16 protein-coding genes and 1 pseudogene are annotated in these 15492 nt (G+C 56.2%); 2 read left to right on the top strand and 15 right to left on the bottom strand.

From position 1 onward, the window contains the following. Nucleotides 1–68: 68 nt before the first annotated feature. Nucleotides 69–1001 (top strand): LysR family transcriptional regulator, encoded by a 933-nt coding sequence (locus ACIQUF_RS04540; RefSeq protein ID WP_403128937.1) that lies wholly within the window; start codon nucleotides 69–71, stop codon nucleotides 999–1001. A gap of 1 nt (nucleotide 1002) precedes the next feature. Here the strand turns inward: ACIQUF_RS04540 and ACIQUF_RS04535 are convergent, their stop codons facing one another. The 6 genes from ACIQUF_RS04535 to ACIQUF_RS04510 all read right to left on the bottom strand — a co-directional run bounded on the left by ACIQUF_RS04535 (nucleotide 1003) and on the right by ACIQUF_RS04510 (nucleotide 7339). After that, nucleotides 1003–1554, bottom strand: a complete 552-nt coding sequence (locus ACIQUF_RS04535) for a YbhB/YbcL family Raf kinase inhibitor-like protein (protein ID WP_403128935.1) — start codon at nucleotides 1552–1554, stop codon at nucleotides 1003–1005. Between the two features lie 48 nt (nucleotides 1555–1602). Next, nucleotides 1603–1914, bottom strand: a complete 312-nt coding sequence (locus tag ACIQUF_RS04530; protein WP_403128933.1) for a hypothetical protein — start codon at nucleotides 1912–1914, stop codon at nucleotides 1603–1605. A 111-nt stretch (nucleotides 1915–2025) separates the two neighbouring features. Then, complete coding sequence (locus ACIQUF_RS04525) at nucleotides 2026–3330, bottom strand: MFS transporter (RefSeq protein WP_403128931.1); 1305 nt, start codon at nucleotides 3328–3330, stop codon at nucleotides 2026–2028. Between the two features lie 484 nt (nucleotides 3331–3814). Further along, nucleotides 3815–4447, bottom strand: a complete 633-nt coding sequence (locus tag ACIQUF_RS04520; protein ID WP_403128929.1) for a hypothetical protein — start codon at nucleotides 4445–4447, stop codon at nucleotides 3815–3817. Nucleotides 4448–4550: 103 nt separating this feature from the next. Continuing rightward, nucleotides 4551–5693, bottom strand: a complete 1143-nt coding sequence (locus tag ACIQUF_RS04515; RefSeq protein WP_403128927.1) for an HlyD family secretion protein — start codon at nucleotides 5691–5693, stop codon at nucleotides 4551–4553. Continuing rightward, nucleotides 5690–7339 (bottom strand): MFS transporter, encoded by a 1650-nt coding sequence (locus tag ACIQUF_RS04510; RefSeq protein WP_403128926.1) that lies wholly within the window; start codon nucleotides 7337–7339, stop codon nucleotides 5690–5692. The genes ACIQUF_RS04515 and ACIQUF_RS04510 overlap by 4 nt, the downstream gene beginning before the upstream one ends. Nucleotides 7340–7528: 189 nt before the next feature. On the opposite strand from ACIQUF_RS04510, the gene ACIQUF_RS04505 reads away from it, so the two are divergent. Beyond that, on the top strand, nucleotides 7529–7822 hold the full coding sequence (locus ACIQUF_RS04505) for a hypothetical protein (protein WP_403128925.1): 294 nt from the start codon (nucleotides 7529–7531) through the stop codon (nucleotides 7820–7822). 59 nt (nucleotides 7823–7881) lie between these two features. On the opposite strand, the gene ACIQUF_RS04500 is transcribed toward ACIQUF_RS04505, so the two are convergent. The 9 genes and pseudogenes from ACIQUF_RS04500 to ACIQUF_RS04460 form a co-directional block, all read right to left on the bottom strand. After that, nucleotides 7882–8235 (bottom strand): hypothetical protein, encoded by a 354-nt coding sequence (locus ACIQUF_RS04500; protein ID WP_403128923.1) that lies wholly within the window; start codon nucleotides 8233–8235, stop codon nucleotides 7882–7884. 50 nt (nucleotides 8236–8285) lie between these two features. Then, nucleotides 8286–9125, bottom strand: a complete 840-nt coding sequence (locus ACIQUF_RS04495) for a T6SS immunity protein Tli4 family protein (protein ID WP_403128921.1) — start codon at nucleotides 9123–9125, stop codon at nucleotides 8286–8288. Nucleotides 9126–9388: 263 nt separating this feature from the next. Further along, complete coding sequence (locus tag ACIQUF_RS04490; RefSeq protein WP_403128919.1) at nucleotides 9389–10363, bottom strand: T6SS immunity protein Tli4 family protein; 975 nt, start codon at nucleotides 10361–10363, stop codon at nucleotides 9389–9391. 376 nt (nucleotides 10364–10739) lie between these two features. Further along, nucleotides 10740–10979, bottom strand: coding sequence for a T6SS immunity protein Tli4 family protein (locus tag ACIQUF_RS04485; RefSeq protein ID WP_403130274.1), 240 nt, complete (start codon nucleotides 10977–10979; stop codon nucleotides 10740–10742). A gap of 26 nt (nucleotides 10980–11005) precedes the next feature. Next, nucleotides 11006–11617 carry a hypothetical protein gene (locus ACIQUF_RS04480; RefSeq protein WP_403128916.1) on the bottom strand — a complete coding sequence of 204 codons (612 nt, stop codon included), beginning with the start codon at nucleotides 11615–11617 and terminating at the stop codon, nucleotides 11006–11008. 327 nt (nucleotides 11618–11944) lie between these two features. Then, a pseudogene (locus tag ACIQUF_RS04475) lies at nucleotides 11945–12361 on the bottom strand (contractile injection system protein, VgrG/Pvc8 family); the annotation flags it as partial. Nucleotides 12362–12373: 12 nt separating this feature from the next. Further along, the gene (locus ACIQUF_RS04470) at nucleotides 12374–13354 is read right to left on the bottom strand and encodes a T6SS immunity protein Tli4 family protein (protein ID WP_403128914.1); all 981 of its coding nucleotides are present in this window, start codon (nucleotides 13352–13354) and stop codon (nucleotides 12374–12376) included. A 26-nt stretch (nucleotides 13355–13380) separates the two neighbouring features. Then, nucleotides 13381–15078 carry an esterase/lipase family protein gene (locus tag ACIQUF_RS04465; RefSeq protein ID WP_403128912.1) on the bottom strand — a complete coding sequence of 566 codons (1698 nt, stop codon included), beginning with the start codon at nucleotides 15076–15078 and terminating at the stop codon, nucleotides 13381–13383. Between the two features lie 54 nt (nucleotides 15079–15132). Then, the coding region (locus tag ACIQUF_RS04460; RefSeq protein WP_403128910.1) for a DUF2345 domain-containing protein at nucleotides 15133–15492 on the bottom strand (360 nt) is incomplete at its 5' end.

The following is a 15492-nucleotide window of genomic DNA, read 5'->3' as shown; positions in this document are numbered from 1 at the left end:
AATGGGCTAAGCCGTGATAGATTCCTGCCTGCAACGTACGAATAAGAACGCACAAGGAGCCGAGCCCCATGGACATGCTGCATGCCATGCGTACCTTCGCCCGGGTCGTGGAATGCGGCAGCTTCGCCGCCGCCGCCAACGCCCTGGACATCTCTGCCGCGCAGGTGTCGCGGATCGTCGCCGAGCTTGAGAACCAGCTGCAGACCCGCCTGCTGCACCGCACCACACGGCGCCTGCGCATGAGCGAGGCGGGCGAGCGGTTTCTCGAACGTTCGCGGCAGATCATGCTGCTGACCGAAGAGGCCGTGGGCGAGGCTCGCGGCGCACACCTCACCCCACGCGGCCGGCTGCGCCTGCACTGCCCACATGGGCTCGGGATGCTGCTGATGCCGCTGGTGGCCGGCTACAACGCCCTGTGCCCGGACGTGGTGATCGAGCTGACCCTGTCGCAGCGCAACCCCGACCCGTTGGCCGAAGGGCACGACGTGGTGATCACCGTAGACGAGGCGTTGCCCGACTCGCAGTTGATCGCCGTGCCGCTCGGCAATATCTTCAGCATCCCTTGCGCTGCGCCCAGCTATCTGGAGGCCCATGGGGTGCCGCAACGGCCGCAAGAGCTGCACGAGCACCGCTGCCTGCGCATGGCCTATCCGATGTATGAAGGTGACTGGGTGTTCCCGGAGGGCCTGGATCACTGCGTGATCGCTCCGCGCGACAGCTTCCTGACCAACGTCGCCGACGCGATGCTGGTGGCTAGCGAGCTAGGCATGGGGATTGGGCTGTTGCCGTTCTATACGGCCAGCCAGGCGATCGAACAGGGGCGCTTGCGGCGGTTGCTGGCGCCGTACCGGTTACGGGAGAGTGCGTTGTATGCGATTTATCCGTCGCGGCATTACCTGGATGCCAAGGTGCGGACCTGGATCGACTACCTCAAGGAACAGCTGCCGGCACTGTTTGCCGGGCATGAGCGGATTGTCGATGATCCGCAGTACTGGCGTTGATTCAGTGCCCATATTTGCCCACCAGGCTCTGGGCACCGAGCGCATGCCCTTGTAGCAGTTCCATTAACCCAGTGCGGTCCAGCCCTTCAGGCAATGTTCCGATAGGTATATCGGTGGCAATCAACGTCAACGCATAGTGATGCGGATTGTCCCCAGCCGGCGGGCAAGGCCCACGGTAGGTGAGGGTGCCTCGCGAATTGCGCCCCACCATCACCTCCCCAGTGGTCAACGCAAACTTGCCTTCTTCCAGCCCATCGAGTGCAGGATCGATGTTGTAGGCCAGCCAATGCACCACCCCAATGCCCTTGCCGCCATCGGGGTCGAACATCACCAAGGCCAGCGAACGGGTGCCTGCCGGCAGGTTCTTCCAGCTCAACTGCGGCGTACGCTCTTCACCTGCGCCACAGGCCGGGTCGGGCCCGACCTGCTGCAAGGCCATCACACCGCCATCGGTGAATGAAGACGAACTGATCGACATCGCACCGGACCCATTACCAGCAGCCAGCGCAGCACCCGGCAACAAAGCGGCGAACAGCCAGGGTTTGAAGTTCATGGCGATTCCTTGGCAAGGCGATTGGCCGCAGTGTAGCCCAGGCTGAACTTAGCGGCTGTCCTGATCCTCGGCGGTGCCACCGCTGTGTCCGGCGCCGGAGCCGGTCGCTTCGCCAGTGCTGTTGGAGCCACCTGCGGCGCCGTCGGCCGCGTCGCTGCCGGTATCGGCACTGTCGTTGTCCTGGCCGCTGCCGGGGCTGTTGACGCTGCTGCCTTCACCGGCGGTCTTGCCGCCTTGCTGATCGGTTTTTGGGTAGGCGTCGGTGTTGGTGTTGGAGGTGTCGGAAGCGGCGAAGCTGGTAGCCGAGCCGAGGCCCAGGGCCATGGCAAGCAGTAGCGGGAGCGGGCGAATGCGGATCATGGCGAATCTCCTGTGCGGATGATCTGTCATTCGTTTGGCTTGAGCAGGGTGGCAGGGTGCCCCCTGGGCGACGAGCGGTCAGAAAAAAGGCCGCAAACGCGGCCTTCGATTTCAATCAGCTTGCGCGCGCGGTGCAGGCGCTTCGGCAGGCTGCAGCGGTGGATGCTCCTGAGGGTGCTCCTGCGCGGCATGCATCAGGTCTTCGGTCACCCGCAGCTCGGCGCCGGTCGGCGAGAAAGTGGTCGAGGCCGTGAACGGCGCCGGGTGCTCCGCTGCCGGGCGTTTGCCACGGCGCCAGAGGAAGAAGCACACCATGCCCAGGTTGACCACGGCAAAGGCCCAGAACAGCCCGGCTTCGCCGAATTCGGTCATCGCTGGCGAGATCGCCAGCGGCGCCATGGCCGAGCCCAGCGAGTTGATCAGCAGCAGGCCCTGGATCATCGGTACCAGCGCATCGGACGGCGCACGGTCGGCGGCATGGCTGACCGCCACCGGGTACAGCGTGAACACGCCGCCGCCGAGCAGGAACAGCATCGCCGGCAGCAGTGGCGACTGCGACGGCAGGAACACGGTGATCAGCGACAGCACCACGCACAGTGCGGCCAGCGCGATTAGTACATCCTGGCGGTCCTTGCGGTCGGACCAGCGCCCCACCGGGTACTGCAGCAGCATGGCGCCGAGGATCACCCAGGCCATCATGTTGCCGACTTCGCCAACGTCCAGGCCGATGCGCTGCAGGTACAGCGGCAGCAGTGCATAAATGCCGGCGATGGCCACGCCCGAGCCGAAGCAACCAACCAGGCCCGACGGCGCAACGCCGAGCAACTGGCGCGGCTTGAGCGGCTCGACCTGCTCCAGCAGCGGGGACACCCGCGGCAGGATCACGATCGGCAGCACCGACAGCGCAGCCAGCATGCCGGCCAACATGAACGGCGCACTGTCGCCCAGGTGGGTGATTTCGCCAAGACCGGCCTGGGCGATCACCCCGGCGCCGTAGAAGGCGATCATGTACAGCGCCAGCAGACGCCCGCGGATCTTCGCGTCACCGGCCAGCAGCAACCAGCTCTCGATCACCAGGAACACGCCCACGGCGGCCCAGCCGTTGATCAGGCGCAGGATCGACCACCAGGTGGTGTCGTAGAACAACCCTTGCAGCAGGATGGTGGCGGCGATCAGCGCGGCGAAGCTGGTATAGGCACGGATGTGGCCGATGCGCAGGATCAGGCGGTCGTTGAATATCGCGCCGAGGGTCAGGCCGAGAAAGTAGCTCGACGAGACGATACCGATCATCGTCGCCGATTCACCGGCAGCGCCCAGGCGCAAGGTGGTCAGGGAAGACATGAAACCATTGCCCAGGGCGATGATGAACAGCCCGAGCAGGGGTGCCAGCGCCATGGCCAGCAAACGCGGAGACATACATACCTCAAGTTGGAGTGGCGGTTGGGGACGCCTCTTCGAACGCGCACGCCAAACAGGCCCGATAGGGGCCGGAGGGATGCACGGGTGTGCCTGGGCTGGATGCGACCTGGGCAAGACTCAACCGCTTGGCCTTGAAAAAAGCTGGGCCGGGGCGGGGTCGGTTGAGCCTATTTCACATGGGCTGCATGTGGTCAGGCCGTGGACTCTGTCGTTGCTGCCGGTTGCCACCGTTCAAGGCGACGGGCGAAAAGGAGGCGCGATTCTACGGGTTGCGCACGATTTGCCCAAGAGGTTACGGGCTGCGACCAGACGCCGCAGGGTGGAATGCGACAGCTTTGTGCCCGGATCCGACATCTGGGGCGCAGCTCACATCCCTGTGGGAGCGGCTTCAGCCGCGAACACCGGCAAAGCCGGTGCCATCCACCGCGTCGCTTGCTTCGCGGCTAAAGCCGCTCCTACAGCAGAAGTTGCGCAGCATCCATCATTTATCGAACAAGCGCTCGTGTACCCAGCCCTTGTTGGTCAGCACCATTGCCCGCGTTTCCTTGGCCGGCGTTTCGTTGGTGGCCACAGCCTCGCCCAACTGTCGAATACTGGCCTTCACTCCCGTGCTGGCCGCCCATTCCGGCAAACCAGTGATCTTGTAGGCATAGGTCACCTCGGAAATTGTCTGCCCCATCTTCTCGGCCGGCTCGGTGAACCCTTCGACCGCAGTGACCTGCGCCTTGCCGAAGCACAGCCCGCCACGGGTGCTGCCGTTGAGCATTTTCTGCGCGTCGGCCTTGTAGTACTTGCGGCCTTCGTCGGTCAGGTCGTAGGCGTAATAGATGTCGGTGCGGGCGGGTTGCCACAGGCGTTCTGGCACCTCGGTGCGGGAGATTTCCTTCTCGCTGACCACCCCGACCTGCGCCAGTGCATGCAGCGCTTTATTGGTGCCGTCGACGTCGAAGTCCTGAGTCTTGGTAGGGAATGAACTGACCACGAAGCATTGTGGATACTGGGTGTCGAGGTAGGCCTGGGCGGCCTTGTGGAAAGTGGCTTCGCTGACACCCTTGTTGTCCGAGCAGCCGGCCACGGTGGCCAGCAGGGCCAGCGGTACGATCTTCCTGTACATGTTCAAGCGTCCTTGGATTGCGAAGATAAAACCGATGGGTCGGAATTAGAACCCACGGGTTAGAGCGGCGCAATCGTGGCAAGTCGGCATCGGGAAGGGGTTCTCACTTGGCTTGGCCGTCAATTCGCGTATCGATGCTGACCACCACAGACATACCGGGTCGCAAATGCCTGGCTTCCGGTTGGTCGGCATCCACGATGATGCGCACCGGGATACGCTGGGCGATCTTGACGAAGTTGCCGGTGGCGTTGTCGGCCTGCAGCAAGGCGAACTCTGAGCCGGTAGCGGGTGAAATCTGCTGCACATGGCCGCGCAGCTTCAGGTGGTTCAGCGCATCGACAGTGAACGTCGCTGGCTGGCCGATGCGCACATCGGCCATCTGGGTTTCCTTCATGTTGGCGATCACCCACAGGGTATCGGGCACCAGCGCCATCAGTTGCGCGCCGGAATTGACGTAGGCGCCCAGGCGCGTGCCGATCTGCCCCAGCTGACCATCGCGCGGCGCCGTCACCCGGGTGTTGTCCAGGTCGATGCGAGCGAGCTCCACCGCTGCCTTGGCGTTTTCCACCGACGCTTCCAGCGCGGCGCGGTTGACGATCACCGTCTCGCGGTCCTGGCGAGCGATGGCCAGCGCGGCCTTGGCCTGAGCCAGGGTGGCGACGGCGGCGGCCTGGCTGGCCCGGGCCAGGTCAAAATCGCTGCGTGACACCGAGCCATCGCTGACCAGCGCCTGGCTGCGGCGCAGGTCAGCACGGGCCTTGTCGGCCTGGGCCGTCGCATCGCCGATGGCGGCCTGGCGTTGGGCGATGGTCGCGTCGGCGCTGTTGCGCTGCTGCAGGTTGTTGGCCAGCGCTGCCTGCTGTTGCTGCAGTTGGGCAATGGCCTGGGCCAGGCGCTGCTTGTAGATGCGGTCGTCGAGTTGCACCAGCAGGTCGCCGGCCTTGACGAACTGGAAGTCGTGCACCGGTACATCGACGACGTAGCCGCTCAGCTGTGGCCCGATGATCGTCACCTGGCCACGCACCAAGGCGTTCTCGGTGCTTTCGATGGCACTGCTGAACGGCGGCAGGCGCCAGGCATAGAGCACCAAAAGGATGCCGGCCAGGGCCACGCTGGCGAACAGGATCGACGACAGGATGCGCACCCGCCGCGTGCGCACCGGGCTGGTCGGTTCGCTGGGCGGCGTAGCGCCTTCCGGGGTTTCGGCGAGGGCGGTAGTGGTGGTTGTGCGGGTATCGTCGGTCATCGGTTGGCAGTACCGCGGGTGGCGTCAGGTGAAGCGGCCTGGCGGGCGGAGTACCACAGCCAGGAACCGCGGATGCAAATCCAGATCATGGTGAGCACGGCAATGCAGCCGATCAACATGAAGACATCGTTGTAGGCCATTACGTTGGCTTCACGCGTTGCCGCGCTGGCCAGCACACGCATGCCGGCCTCGCTGCGCAGGGCCGGGTCGGCGAGGATTCCGGCATAGCCGCCGCCAACGCTTTGCACGCGAGCGTTGACCAGCGGCTCAAGGTAGCTGAGGCGATCCATCAGGTGGCTGGAGTGAAACTTCTCGCGCCAGGTCTGGAAGGTGCCCAATAGCGCAGCGCCTATTAGCCCGCCAAGGTTGTTGCAGATGCCGAACAACACCGAGAAGCTCACCAGGTTTCGCGGGTTGGCGCGCACGTGGCTGATTCCCAGGGCCATCGACGGGCCAAGGAAAAACGTGCTGCCAAAGGCCAGCAGGAACTGGCTCAGGTACATCTGCTCAGGGCGGGTAAGGTTGCTCGAACTGCTGTCCATGAACGCCCCGGTGGCCATGGCCAGCAGCGAGATGAACAGCGGGATCACCAGGTGATTGGGGTTGATGGTCAGCGCGCTGCTGGCCAGGCCCGCCAACGCGCCGAGCAGCATGACCCCGTACAGCGTGCGCATCTGCTCGCTGCCCATGTTCAGCACTTGCAGAAAACCGACGGCGCCAGTGGACTGCTCGGAGGTGACCATGCGGATCAGGATCACGCACAGGCCCAGGCGGATGATCGCGCCACTGCCCAGCCAGCGTGTCATCAGCAGCGGGTTCTGGCGGTTGTGCTCGATCGCCAGGCCGCTGAAGATCAGGGCGATGGATGCCGCCAGCGCGACGCCGATCCACGGCGCGTCCAGCCACCAGTCGATGCGCCCCAGCGACAGCGCCGCACAGAGCAGCGCAGTGCCGCTGGCCATCAGGGTGAAAGTGAGAAAATCCAAAGGCTCGAAGGTCTTGAAGCGATCCCCCGGTGGCAGCTTGAGCAGCAGCACACAGCCCAGCGCGGCCAGCGCCAGGCCCAGTTCAAACAGATATAGTCCGCGCCATTCGGTAATCTGCAGCAGGTCTTCGGAGAAAATCCGCGCCAGCGGCAGTGCCAGCTGCGAAGCACCCAGGCCAAGCACCATTGCTTTAAGCCGCCACTGTGCCGGGAACGCCTGGATCATGTAGTACAAGCCCAGTGAACTGAGCGCGGCGCCGACCATGCCGTGGGCTGCTCGCACCGCGATGGCCGAGTTGAGGTCGTTGACGAACAGGTGGGCGAAGGTGACCAGGGCGTAGAGCACCAGGAACACCTCGGTGAACGCGCGCAGGCCGAACTGCTGGCGGAACTTGACCAGCAGCAGGTTGATCGACACGTTGGTCATTACATAGGCGGCGGGTAGCCAGGCCATTTCTGCAGTGGTCGCACCCAGGGCGCCCTGCAGGAACACCAGGTTGGCGGTGACCAGCGCGTTGCCCAGGCCGCCTGTAATCGCCACCAGCAAGCCCACCACGCCGAAGGCCAGGCGTTTGCCCGGGGAGTGCAGGGGCGTGGAAGGGGAGCCGGGCAGGCTGGGCTGTTCGTGCGGCAGCCACTGGCGGGGGGCGTATTTGTCCATGGCGCAGACTGTACTTGAGGGGAGAGGACCTTGAAAGATGCCTGATGGATCGCGGTGGCTTCACCGGCCCCTCGCGGATAAATCCGTTCCTACAGCGCAGGAATTCCAACGCCAGACGCGCAGGCGAACCGGGTTGTGAAGCGAGTCTTACTGAGTAGACTGTGTTTTTTTCAAGGAGCACGATCCCGCATGACGCCTTTGCAATCACGATTGACCCGCTACATCGGTTTCACATCCATCGCCATCGCGGTAGTGGGTGTGCTGTTCTCGGTTTATGCGGCACTCGAAACAGGCGGCTATTCGCCGTTGCTGATTGACAGCAACCCCGTCATGTGGGGCCTGACGTTCTTCTGGCTCACCAACACCATAACGCTGGTACTGAACGCCTTGGTCTGGGTGTGCGGAAGGCGCCCCAGATGGCTCGCCAAGACCTTGGGCATTCAGTTGCTGCTGAGCATCGGGTTGCTGTTCGTGGAAGGGTGAGTGCAGCAGGCGGCGCTGATAGCTCGCGACCTGCATTGGGCTAGATGCGCCTCAAGCTGTTAACCAGTTGATCCCAAAAAAGTGTCCAGCGGTACAGTTTGATCATAAGCGTCGAGGTAGCCTGCGTTATGCTCGCGGTTAAGCGTGGCAATCAATTCAGTCGTGTGTGCAGCGAGGTCGCGTTTCCCGTTATGGCTGATCAGTGTGATGCGTTCTTCGACCACTTCGTATGACGACCAGATGTCTAGGCCGTTGGTGGGGGCTGTAATGGCGTAGCGCCCGAAATAGAAGGTTTTCGGTGGAAAGGGCATGCTTTGACCTACCTTTTCGGCACAGAATAACAAGGTCACTACAGCGGCAAAGGTCTTGGCTGGTGTTATTTTGAGCATCATCGAATTCTTGAGTATGCGCATACTATGGATACCTCTCCTGCGTCATTATGGATGAGGAGTTCGATCTTGGTTTAAATTCGTCTAATGCTTTTGACTAAGGCTTCCCAGAACTCAATGGCATCTGAATCGCTGTTGAAGCTTTCGCCTTTTTCCAGCGTGCTCATCTCGAGGACGGTATAGGGCTCCCTGCTCGATTTAGGTGTGCCTGGGAACTCAATGCGAAAAGTGTAGAAAGTCCTGTCGTTCGTTCTTGTTTTGAGTAGTAGTTCGTCAAATAATAATCCTGCAACTTGTCTCTTTGATTTTCTCAGTAATTTTGAGTTTGTTAAAATCATGTGCAAAGCTGGAGTAATGATGCCTGAAGTGCGCTGCTCGTAGCGTTCGATAAGTCCCGGTTCAGGCTTTCCAACGCGCTGAGTGTCAAAAGTTAGGTGGATGCCGGGTATCGTTGAAATAGGTAGGCCAATAGAAATTTGCTCTGGATATTTGTCGAGAGGTAGAGTCAGATAGCCTGCCTCGACCGCAAAAGTCCCGTGGGGCGGACGTTCAGCAGGGTGGCGGTAATGGAGGAATGAATTGAGGTCTTGAGCAACTTTGACTGCTTTGTTGAATGCGTCAAGAGATATAGATTCTACTCGTTGACGGTAAAGCGTGTTGTGCGATGTTAGATAGTAGACCTTAAAGTTGTACGTTGAGAGTTTTGAAGCGACTATTATTCCGCCACCCTCTAGCGGGAGGGTTTGATCAAAAGCTTCGTAACCAGATTTGTGCAATTTTTCTATTTCGTATATGGATTCTTGAACTTTTGATTTGATATCGTGCGCGCCGTTTTTGCTGATGAGCTCTAAGTCTTTTTGTACTACTTTGTAAGATGTCCAGGAGCCGTTTCCGTTTGTGGGTGCGGAAAGCATGTAGCGGCCAAAATAAAATTGGGTTTATGGTGTTTGTGGATGAGGCGCGCCGTCTACGACACCTGAGCAAAGACTAGTTGCAACTACACAGTGGGTTGCTGTAGTACGCACTGCTGCTTGAATTTTGTTAAATTTCAACATGGGACGAAAATCCTACCTTTTTGGCACTTCCAAGTGCCGGTGTCAAGCGTTGACGGTGTTGGCTGCTTGTCAGTCGGTCCACGCCTCAGCAATCCTGCGATTCGCACAAAGGCTTCATACAGTTAGATGCGGTCAAAGGTGCCCAGCAGTTCGTCCCAAAAACCTAAAGCCTCTTCATCATTTTTGAATCCAGGACCTCCCTCCACTGTGCTTAGCTCTAAAACAGTGTAGGGTTCCAGACTAGATTCTGGTGTGCCAGGATATTCAAGACGGAAAGAATAGAGTGTTTTTCCATCAGCGTTTGATTTGAGCAGTAGTTCTTCAAATGGCAGTCCCGCAATTGATTTTTTGCTTTTTCGTAGAAGAGTTGTTCGTGAGAGAACACTTTTGAGAAGCGGCATGATTACTCCTGATGACCGCTTCTCATAACGCGTGATCAGACCCTCCTCAGGTACGCCAATGATCTGTGTATCAAAAGTCAAGTGGATTCCAGGTTTAGACGTTATTGGAAGTCCTATGGATACCTGCTCGGGAAATTTGTCGAGAGGAATATCCAAATAGCCAGCTTCTAAGGCAAACGTTTTGGTTGGGGGTTTTGAAGCCGGTGGTCGAACATGAATGCTGGAATTTATCTGTCTTACAACGGACATGGCTTTGTCAAATGAGTCAAAGTCGATGAGTTCGACATGCTGTTTGTATGCTGTGTTTTTTGCTGTTAAATAAAAAATGTCAAATGTATAGTCGGTGGATTTCGAGACTACCACCGCCCCACCGCCTTCGAGTTTTACGGTTTGATCATAGGCTGGGTATCCTGATTCGTGAAGCTTGTTTATCTCATTTATAGTAGTCGTGATTTTGTTCTCTATCTCTTTCTTCCCGTTCTTGGTGATCAATTCAATTTTTTTGTCGCCAATTTTATAGGCAGACCATATTTCCGGAGAAATACTGGGTGCTTCAAAGGTAAAGCGTCCAAAATAAAATCTGGAGGCTGACTCAGTCGCTGATTGCGCTGCTGCACTGAAAGGCATTAATAACATCGCCGTAAAAATAATAAGTATTTCTGCGTTGTTTGGGCGTCTACTTTTAAGATTTAACATGGTTGGGAATGCCCGCGATGTTTAAGAGTGTTTGCAAGTAAGGTTCGGGCGCCTAGCAGCTTGTAAGCTGACGGCCTCGGAACTCGCGTTGTTCCATCTTCACTCGGCTGAGCCAGTCACCGCGCTCCTGCCAATCCTAGGTGGACTGGCCCTGGTATCCTTAACCCACCACAATGGCCGGCGCGGGTAGCCTGCTGGACATACATAACATTCTCTTGGTGAACATACGTTTCTGGGTGACGGAGGGAGCGCCGGTTGCTGACATCGCACCCGGTACGATTCCATAAATCCTTGGATAGTCAAGAATTCCTACCATCAGCTGCGGGACTGCAAACGGCCTCAAACTGCATCCCGCGCTGCGGCTACTTTTCTGTATTTATATTCGCTTCAAGCTTTCTACTACTTCATCCCAAAATTGGATGGCTTGCTCGTCGCCCTCAAATCCCGGGCCACCATCGACTGTGCTGAGTTCAAGAACCGTATACGGTTCTAAGCTGAGTTCGGGTGTGCCTGGGAATTCCAACCGGAACGCATAGACGGTTCTTCCTTCAGCGCTAGTCTTTAATAATAGTTCTTCAAAGTTTAATCCAGCAACATTTCTTTTGCCTTTCCTAATAACGGTCGAGCGTGTCAGTAGGTTTTTTAAAAGAGGTAAGCCCCCCCTGACCTTTCTTCAAATCTCGAGAGAAGTCCCGGCTCTGGCTTTCCAATGACCTGTGTGTCGAAAGTTAGGTGGATTCCGGGTCTCGACGAGACAGGTAAACCTATTGAAACCTTCTCATCGAATTTGTCTATAGGTAAGTTCATGTATCCGGCTTCTATCGCAAAGGTATTGTTGGGTGGCCGGTCCGCAGGATTACGATAATGGACAAGAGTGTTTAGATCTTTTGCTCTAGCGATTGCTTTATCGAAAGCACTAAATGGTATGGATTCTACTTGCTGGCGATAAAGTGTATTGTTTTGGGTTAGGTAGTAAATGTAAAAATTGTAATTATAACCCTTTGAGATTACAATCGCCCCGCCTCCGTCAAGCGGAAGTGTTTGGTCATAAGCGTCATCGTAGCCAGCTTCATGCTTGCTATTTATTGTGGCAATTATTTTAGCGGTATTTTTTGGAAGGTCGCGTTTGCCATTTTTGCTGATGAATTCAATTCTCTTTTTCACAACTTCATATGAGGACCATATGTCGTGTCCGTCGGAAGCTACTGCGAGAGAATAGCGTCCGAAATAAAAGTTTTTTTTCTCATTTGGCATGTTTTGAGCCCCGGCGCCTACGCAGTACAGCAAAGTTAGTAATGTGATTGATATAACTGCTCGAAAACGTTGGTGGTCTGTTATGCTTCTAAAATTTGACATGTTGAGATACTCTTACGATACTGTAGAGAGTGGCGAATAACGTGCGGCCTTTAGTGTCGTTATATGAGCTTTGATGCTCGTAGCCAGTGGAGTCATTGTAGATTCCCTGTCTACAAGCCGCTGGATTAAGTGTGCTATTACTGCCGTTGCAAAGGCTGCCAGTGTGGTAGGAAAGTCTGTTGAACTCGCTGACGAACAGAGGGGTACGGTACCATCACCTGGGGAATAATTGCCTTTGGCCTGTTCGTAATGAGCGAACACGGACTCGAGGATCGCCGGCAGGTTCTTGTCCTGCCAGATGCGGCAGTCGCTGCGGTATTCGAGCAGGCTGAACCACGGCGCGAACACCAGCTGCCAGTCATGCAGGCCGCCGTCGCTGCCCAAGTAGCGCACACTCTCGACCAGGCCGTGACGCGGGGCCTGGCTGCCGTCATCACAGAGCAGGGCCATGCTGACGGGTTGGCCGATGAGTTTTTCCGGGTCGTACTCAGTGTCTTGCACCAGCACGTCGAGGGTGTAGCGCGGGGTGCGGCCGATGCGCTCGACGCCGTGGGCGCGCAGGGCCTGGAGCTGATCAGCGCCCAAAGGGGTGGTCAGCTGAATCAGGCGGCTGTATGGCGAAATGTATAACTGCTTCGCCATCGTAATCACCATTCACTCCGGAAGAGGTTTGAAACCCTGCAACAGTTCATCCCAAAACGCCAGCGCTTCCTCATTCGATTTAAAGTTGCTTCCGTTCTCATGAGTGCCTAACTCAATTGCGATATAGGGGCGCGTATTGGATTCTAATGTTCCGTCATATTCGAATTGGAAGGCATAAAAAGGTTTGCCATCTATTATGGTGCAAACTGCCACCTCTTCTCCTTCAATGCCGCCGGCAGTTCGTTTGTTCTTTCGAAGGGTTTGCAAGCGGCCACTATTCGACAACTCACCCACTATGGGGTCATATTCCTTTTGCTCGAATCGCTCCAGAAGGCTGGGCTCTTTCTCTGTTATGCTTTTTGTAAGAAGGCTTACATAATTTCCTGTATGGCCTTCAATTTGCGCACCCATATAGATTGATTCGAAGAATTGATCATTTGGGAGCGTCGAATAGCCCGCCTCCAATGCGAATGCGCCGCGCGGGGGCTCTGCATCAGGGCGTCTGAAGTAAATGGCATTGCTTAGTTTCCGCATGTTCTCTACTGCTTCAGGCACACCGTTTGGTGTGACACGTTTGATCATCATGTGATACAGCGTGTTTTTACTTGTGAGCAAGTATGCATTGAAAGTGTATAGTGTGCTGAGGCGTGAAAGCAAAAGGACGCTTCCATTGTCGAGCTGAATTGTTTTTTCGTATTTGCTGCTTGTCCCGCGAGCGACTCCTTTTTCTAGATCTTCAATGAGGCGCTGAGTAATGACGGGCAGTTGAGATTTTCCGTTTTTGCTCACTAACTCAAGTTTTTCATCAAAAATCTTGTAGTCAGTAGCGATTTCCGAGCCTTGGGGTAGCGATAATTGGAAGCGGCCAAAGTAGTGCGTGTTCCAGTTGTTTTCAGCCATGTCGGTCTCTCTTGTTTTGCTGGTGCCTGCGAAAAGGGAAAATGATAAGCATGTTAAAGCTATAACAAATAACAATCGATAGGCTATATTCATCTTGGACCCCTTTTGCTATCGAAATATTAAATGCTATTAGAAATTCTTATCAGGCTGTACAAGGTGGCAAATTGCGTTCGCCCCGCCTTATCAGTGTAAGCATCTTGGTGGCCGTACCCCGCCGAATTATTGAACGCTCCCTCCTTGCAGTAACGGTTCAGTAATCCGCCATTTTGTCCGTGAGCAAATGCGCCGTGCACACCTGGTTTACCCCGAGGTGCAGTAGATGAAAATGCCGGAACCGTACCGTCGCCAGGGTAGTAGCCCGGCCCAATGCTCAAGGTATACAAGCCGTTTAGCGTGATTTCAGCGTCCAGGTTATCGCTGCTTAGGCTGGCAGTTTTAATGTCGAGGCCTTGTAAGTTATTAGCTGCCCACTCAATTGTTCCCCACGTATAAAGTTTGGATGATTTCGATTCGGCAGCATAATGCACGAAGGTGTTCGTATGGTATTTTTTCTCAATATCAGCGTGAAAAACCTTTACTTCGTCTATCACGTCGCAAAATTCTTGTCGCAAAGACGGCGGCGTTGACTCAACTCGCTTCAATTTTGATGGTTTTGGCTGCCTGGAAGAAATAATGCCTGCGGGATCGAACAGTTTATTATTTTGTTCAGGGATCAATTCCCACCATTTCTCAGACTTGTAGATTTCTTCATAAGGGCACTTCTCGGGAAGGCGAAGCACTCTCTCAAGGCTGGATTTGTCTTTTGTAAAGAGCCAGGGTTCGCCGTCGTTATAGTCGTGTGAAGGTAATAGCTCAAGCGGGCCGTTTGCGAATGCCATCACCGCTACCCCATCTGCGGCATCGCGCCCCAGAATTTTCTTCTCTGCAAGAGCCTCAAAGCCTGCTCGGACTCGCTTGTAACTTGCAGGCGCTCCCGTTGCGGGCATAGCACCATGAATGACCCCGTATAACTTGCTGAATCCATGGCATGCAACAATTGCTCTGGCTACCAATCCGCCCATTGAATGAGTGACGATGATTACTTTTTCAGCTTTTCCGTTGTAATGCGGAAGCACTATATTGTTAATGTAATTGATAATATCTTTTGCTGAGTCGCGGTTCGACTGAAGCCAGTTATAACCCGCCGCCCAAACCTCATACTGTGTTTCCGCTGCAATTTTCAACCCACTTGCATCGCCCAATGCTTCAAGGCTGGGGTTGTTCTCCCAGTCGCCCCAGTCGCTCGGTGCTTGGTGCACACGCTCTTTCCATTCGCCCTGAAGATCGTTGTTGCGCATGATGTCATTCATCTGTCGTTGCATCTCACCCATGATCGGATGATAGGCAGAGCGCATGATTGCCCCCCACTTGCGCATTCGCATTTGGTCATTTGAAAGACCACTACCGGCATCATCCAACTCGCCTCCTTCATAGACACCCACCGCCCCCGGTGTCGAGTCGAGTTCCGCTTGCCTCTGTTTGGACGACTTGAACCAGCTGCCGAAGAGCAGGCCGAGTGTTTTGACCACTGGGAATACACCATCCATGTTTGGGGCAACCCAGACACGCTTCTTGGTCTTCAGGTTCATAAGGTTGGTACCCATGATCCCGGGAATGAAGATAATCGGTACTACCTTGTCACGCTTGCACGTTACACACTTCTCTACGGAGTCTTTGGATGAAGAAAGTGTGGTATTGGCCGCCTGCATGCCATCCTCGTCGTATTCTTGAGGCAGGTGCAACGCGGTATCTCTAGGCGTCGAGGTTTTAGTTCCCATGGCAAGATTCCTTATTTCCAGCTGTGGATGCACGAGGCTTAGCGGGACCAGTCACTATGCATCCCCCAACACTTTGATCTTAATGAACTCTGCAATCTCACTCTGCTGCACCGGAATCTTCCCCGCCGCATCCGACACATACTGCATCACGCTGCCATCCGCCCTGGTAATCTCGACCTTCACCCCCGACGCAGGCTCGCCTGTGCTGAGCTTCTTGATCACATAAGGATCAGCAAAGTCGGTCTTGGGCATTTCGTTGAAGCTGTGTGACAGGCTGGTACCGCCACTAAAGGTCTTCTTTGCACCTTTGACATCAATAGTCCCCGGCGCATGGATTTCGATATTGCCGCCCTTGATGCGGATATACCCGCCACCGCTGGTGAGCAGAATCCCGTCCTTGGCCGCAATTTCGAT

It is taken from the genome of Pseudomonas sp. NPDC090233, from assembly GCF_044772285.1.
GTDB lineage: Bacteria > Pseudomonadota > Gammaproteobacteria > Pseudomonadales > Pseudomonadaceae > Aquipseudomonas.
This window is presented reverse-complemented; position numbering and strand designations above follow the sequence as displayed.

Bases quoted from the DNA above. Each gene is read 5' to 3' on its own strand.
- ACIQUF_RS04540 (WP_403128937.1), top strand. From the start codon at position 69: ATGGACATGCTGCATGCCATGCGTACCTTCGCCCGGGTCGTGGAATGC.
- ACIQUF_RS04535 (WP_403128935.1), bottom strand. From the start codon at position 1,554: ATGAACTTCAAACCCTGGCTGTTCGCCGCTTTGTTGCCGGGTGCTGCG.
- ACIQUF_RS04530 (WP_403128933.1), bottom strand. From the start codon at position 1,914: ATGATCCGCATTCGCCCGCTCCCGCTACTGCTTGCCATGGCCCTGGGC.
- ACIQUF_RS04525 (WP_403128931.1), bottom strand. From the start codon at position 3,330: ATGTCTCCGCGTTTGCTGGCCATGGCGCTGGCACCCCTGCTCGGGCTG.
- ACIQUF_RS04520 (WP_403128929.1), bottom strand. From the start codon at position 4,447: ATGTACAGGAAGATCGTACCGCTGGCCCTGCTGGCCACCGTGGCCGGC.
- ACIQUF_RS04515 (WP_403128927.1), bottom strand. From the start codon at position 5,693: ATGACCGACGATACCCGCACAACCACCACTACCGCCCTCGCCGAAACC.
- ACIQUF_RS04510 (WP_403128926.1), bottom strand. From the start codon at position 7,339: ATGGACAAATACGCCCCCCGCCAGTGGCTGCCGCACGAACAGCCCAGC.
- ACIQUF_RS04505 (WP_403128925.1), top strand. From the start codon at position 7,529: ATGACGCCTTTGCAATCACGATTGACCCGCTACATCGGTTTCACATCC.
- ACIQUF_RS04500 (WP_403128923.1), bottom strand. From the start codon at position 8,235: ATGCGCATACTCAAGAATTCGATGATGCTCAAAATAACACCAGCCAAG.
- ACIQUF_RS04495 (WP_403128921.1), bottom strand. From the start codon at position 9,125: ATGCTTTCCGCACCCACAAACGGAAACGGCTCCTGGACATCTTACAAA.
- ACIQUF_RS04490 (WP_403128919.1), bottom strand. From the start codon at position 10,363: ATGTTAAATCTTAAAAGTAGACGCCCAAACAACGCAGAAATACTTATT.
- ACIQUF_RS04480 (WP_403128916.1), bottom strand. From the start codon at position 11,617: ATGCCAAATGAGAAAAAAAACTTTTATTTCGGACGCTATTCTCTCGCA.
- ACIQUF_RS04470 (WP_403128914.1), bottom strand. From the start codon at position 13,354: ATGAATATAGCCTATCGATTGTTATTTGTTATAGCTTTAACATGCTTA.
- ACIQUF_RS04465 (WP_403128912.1), bottom strand. From the start codon at position 15,078: ATGGGAACTAAAACCTCGACGCCTAGAGATACCGCGTTGCACCTGCCT.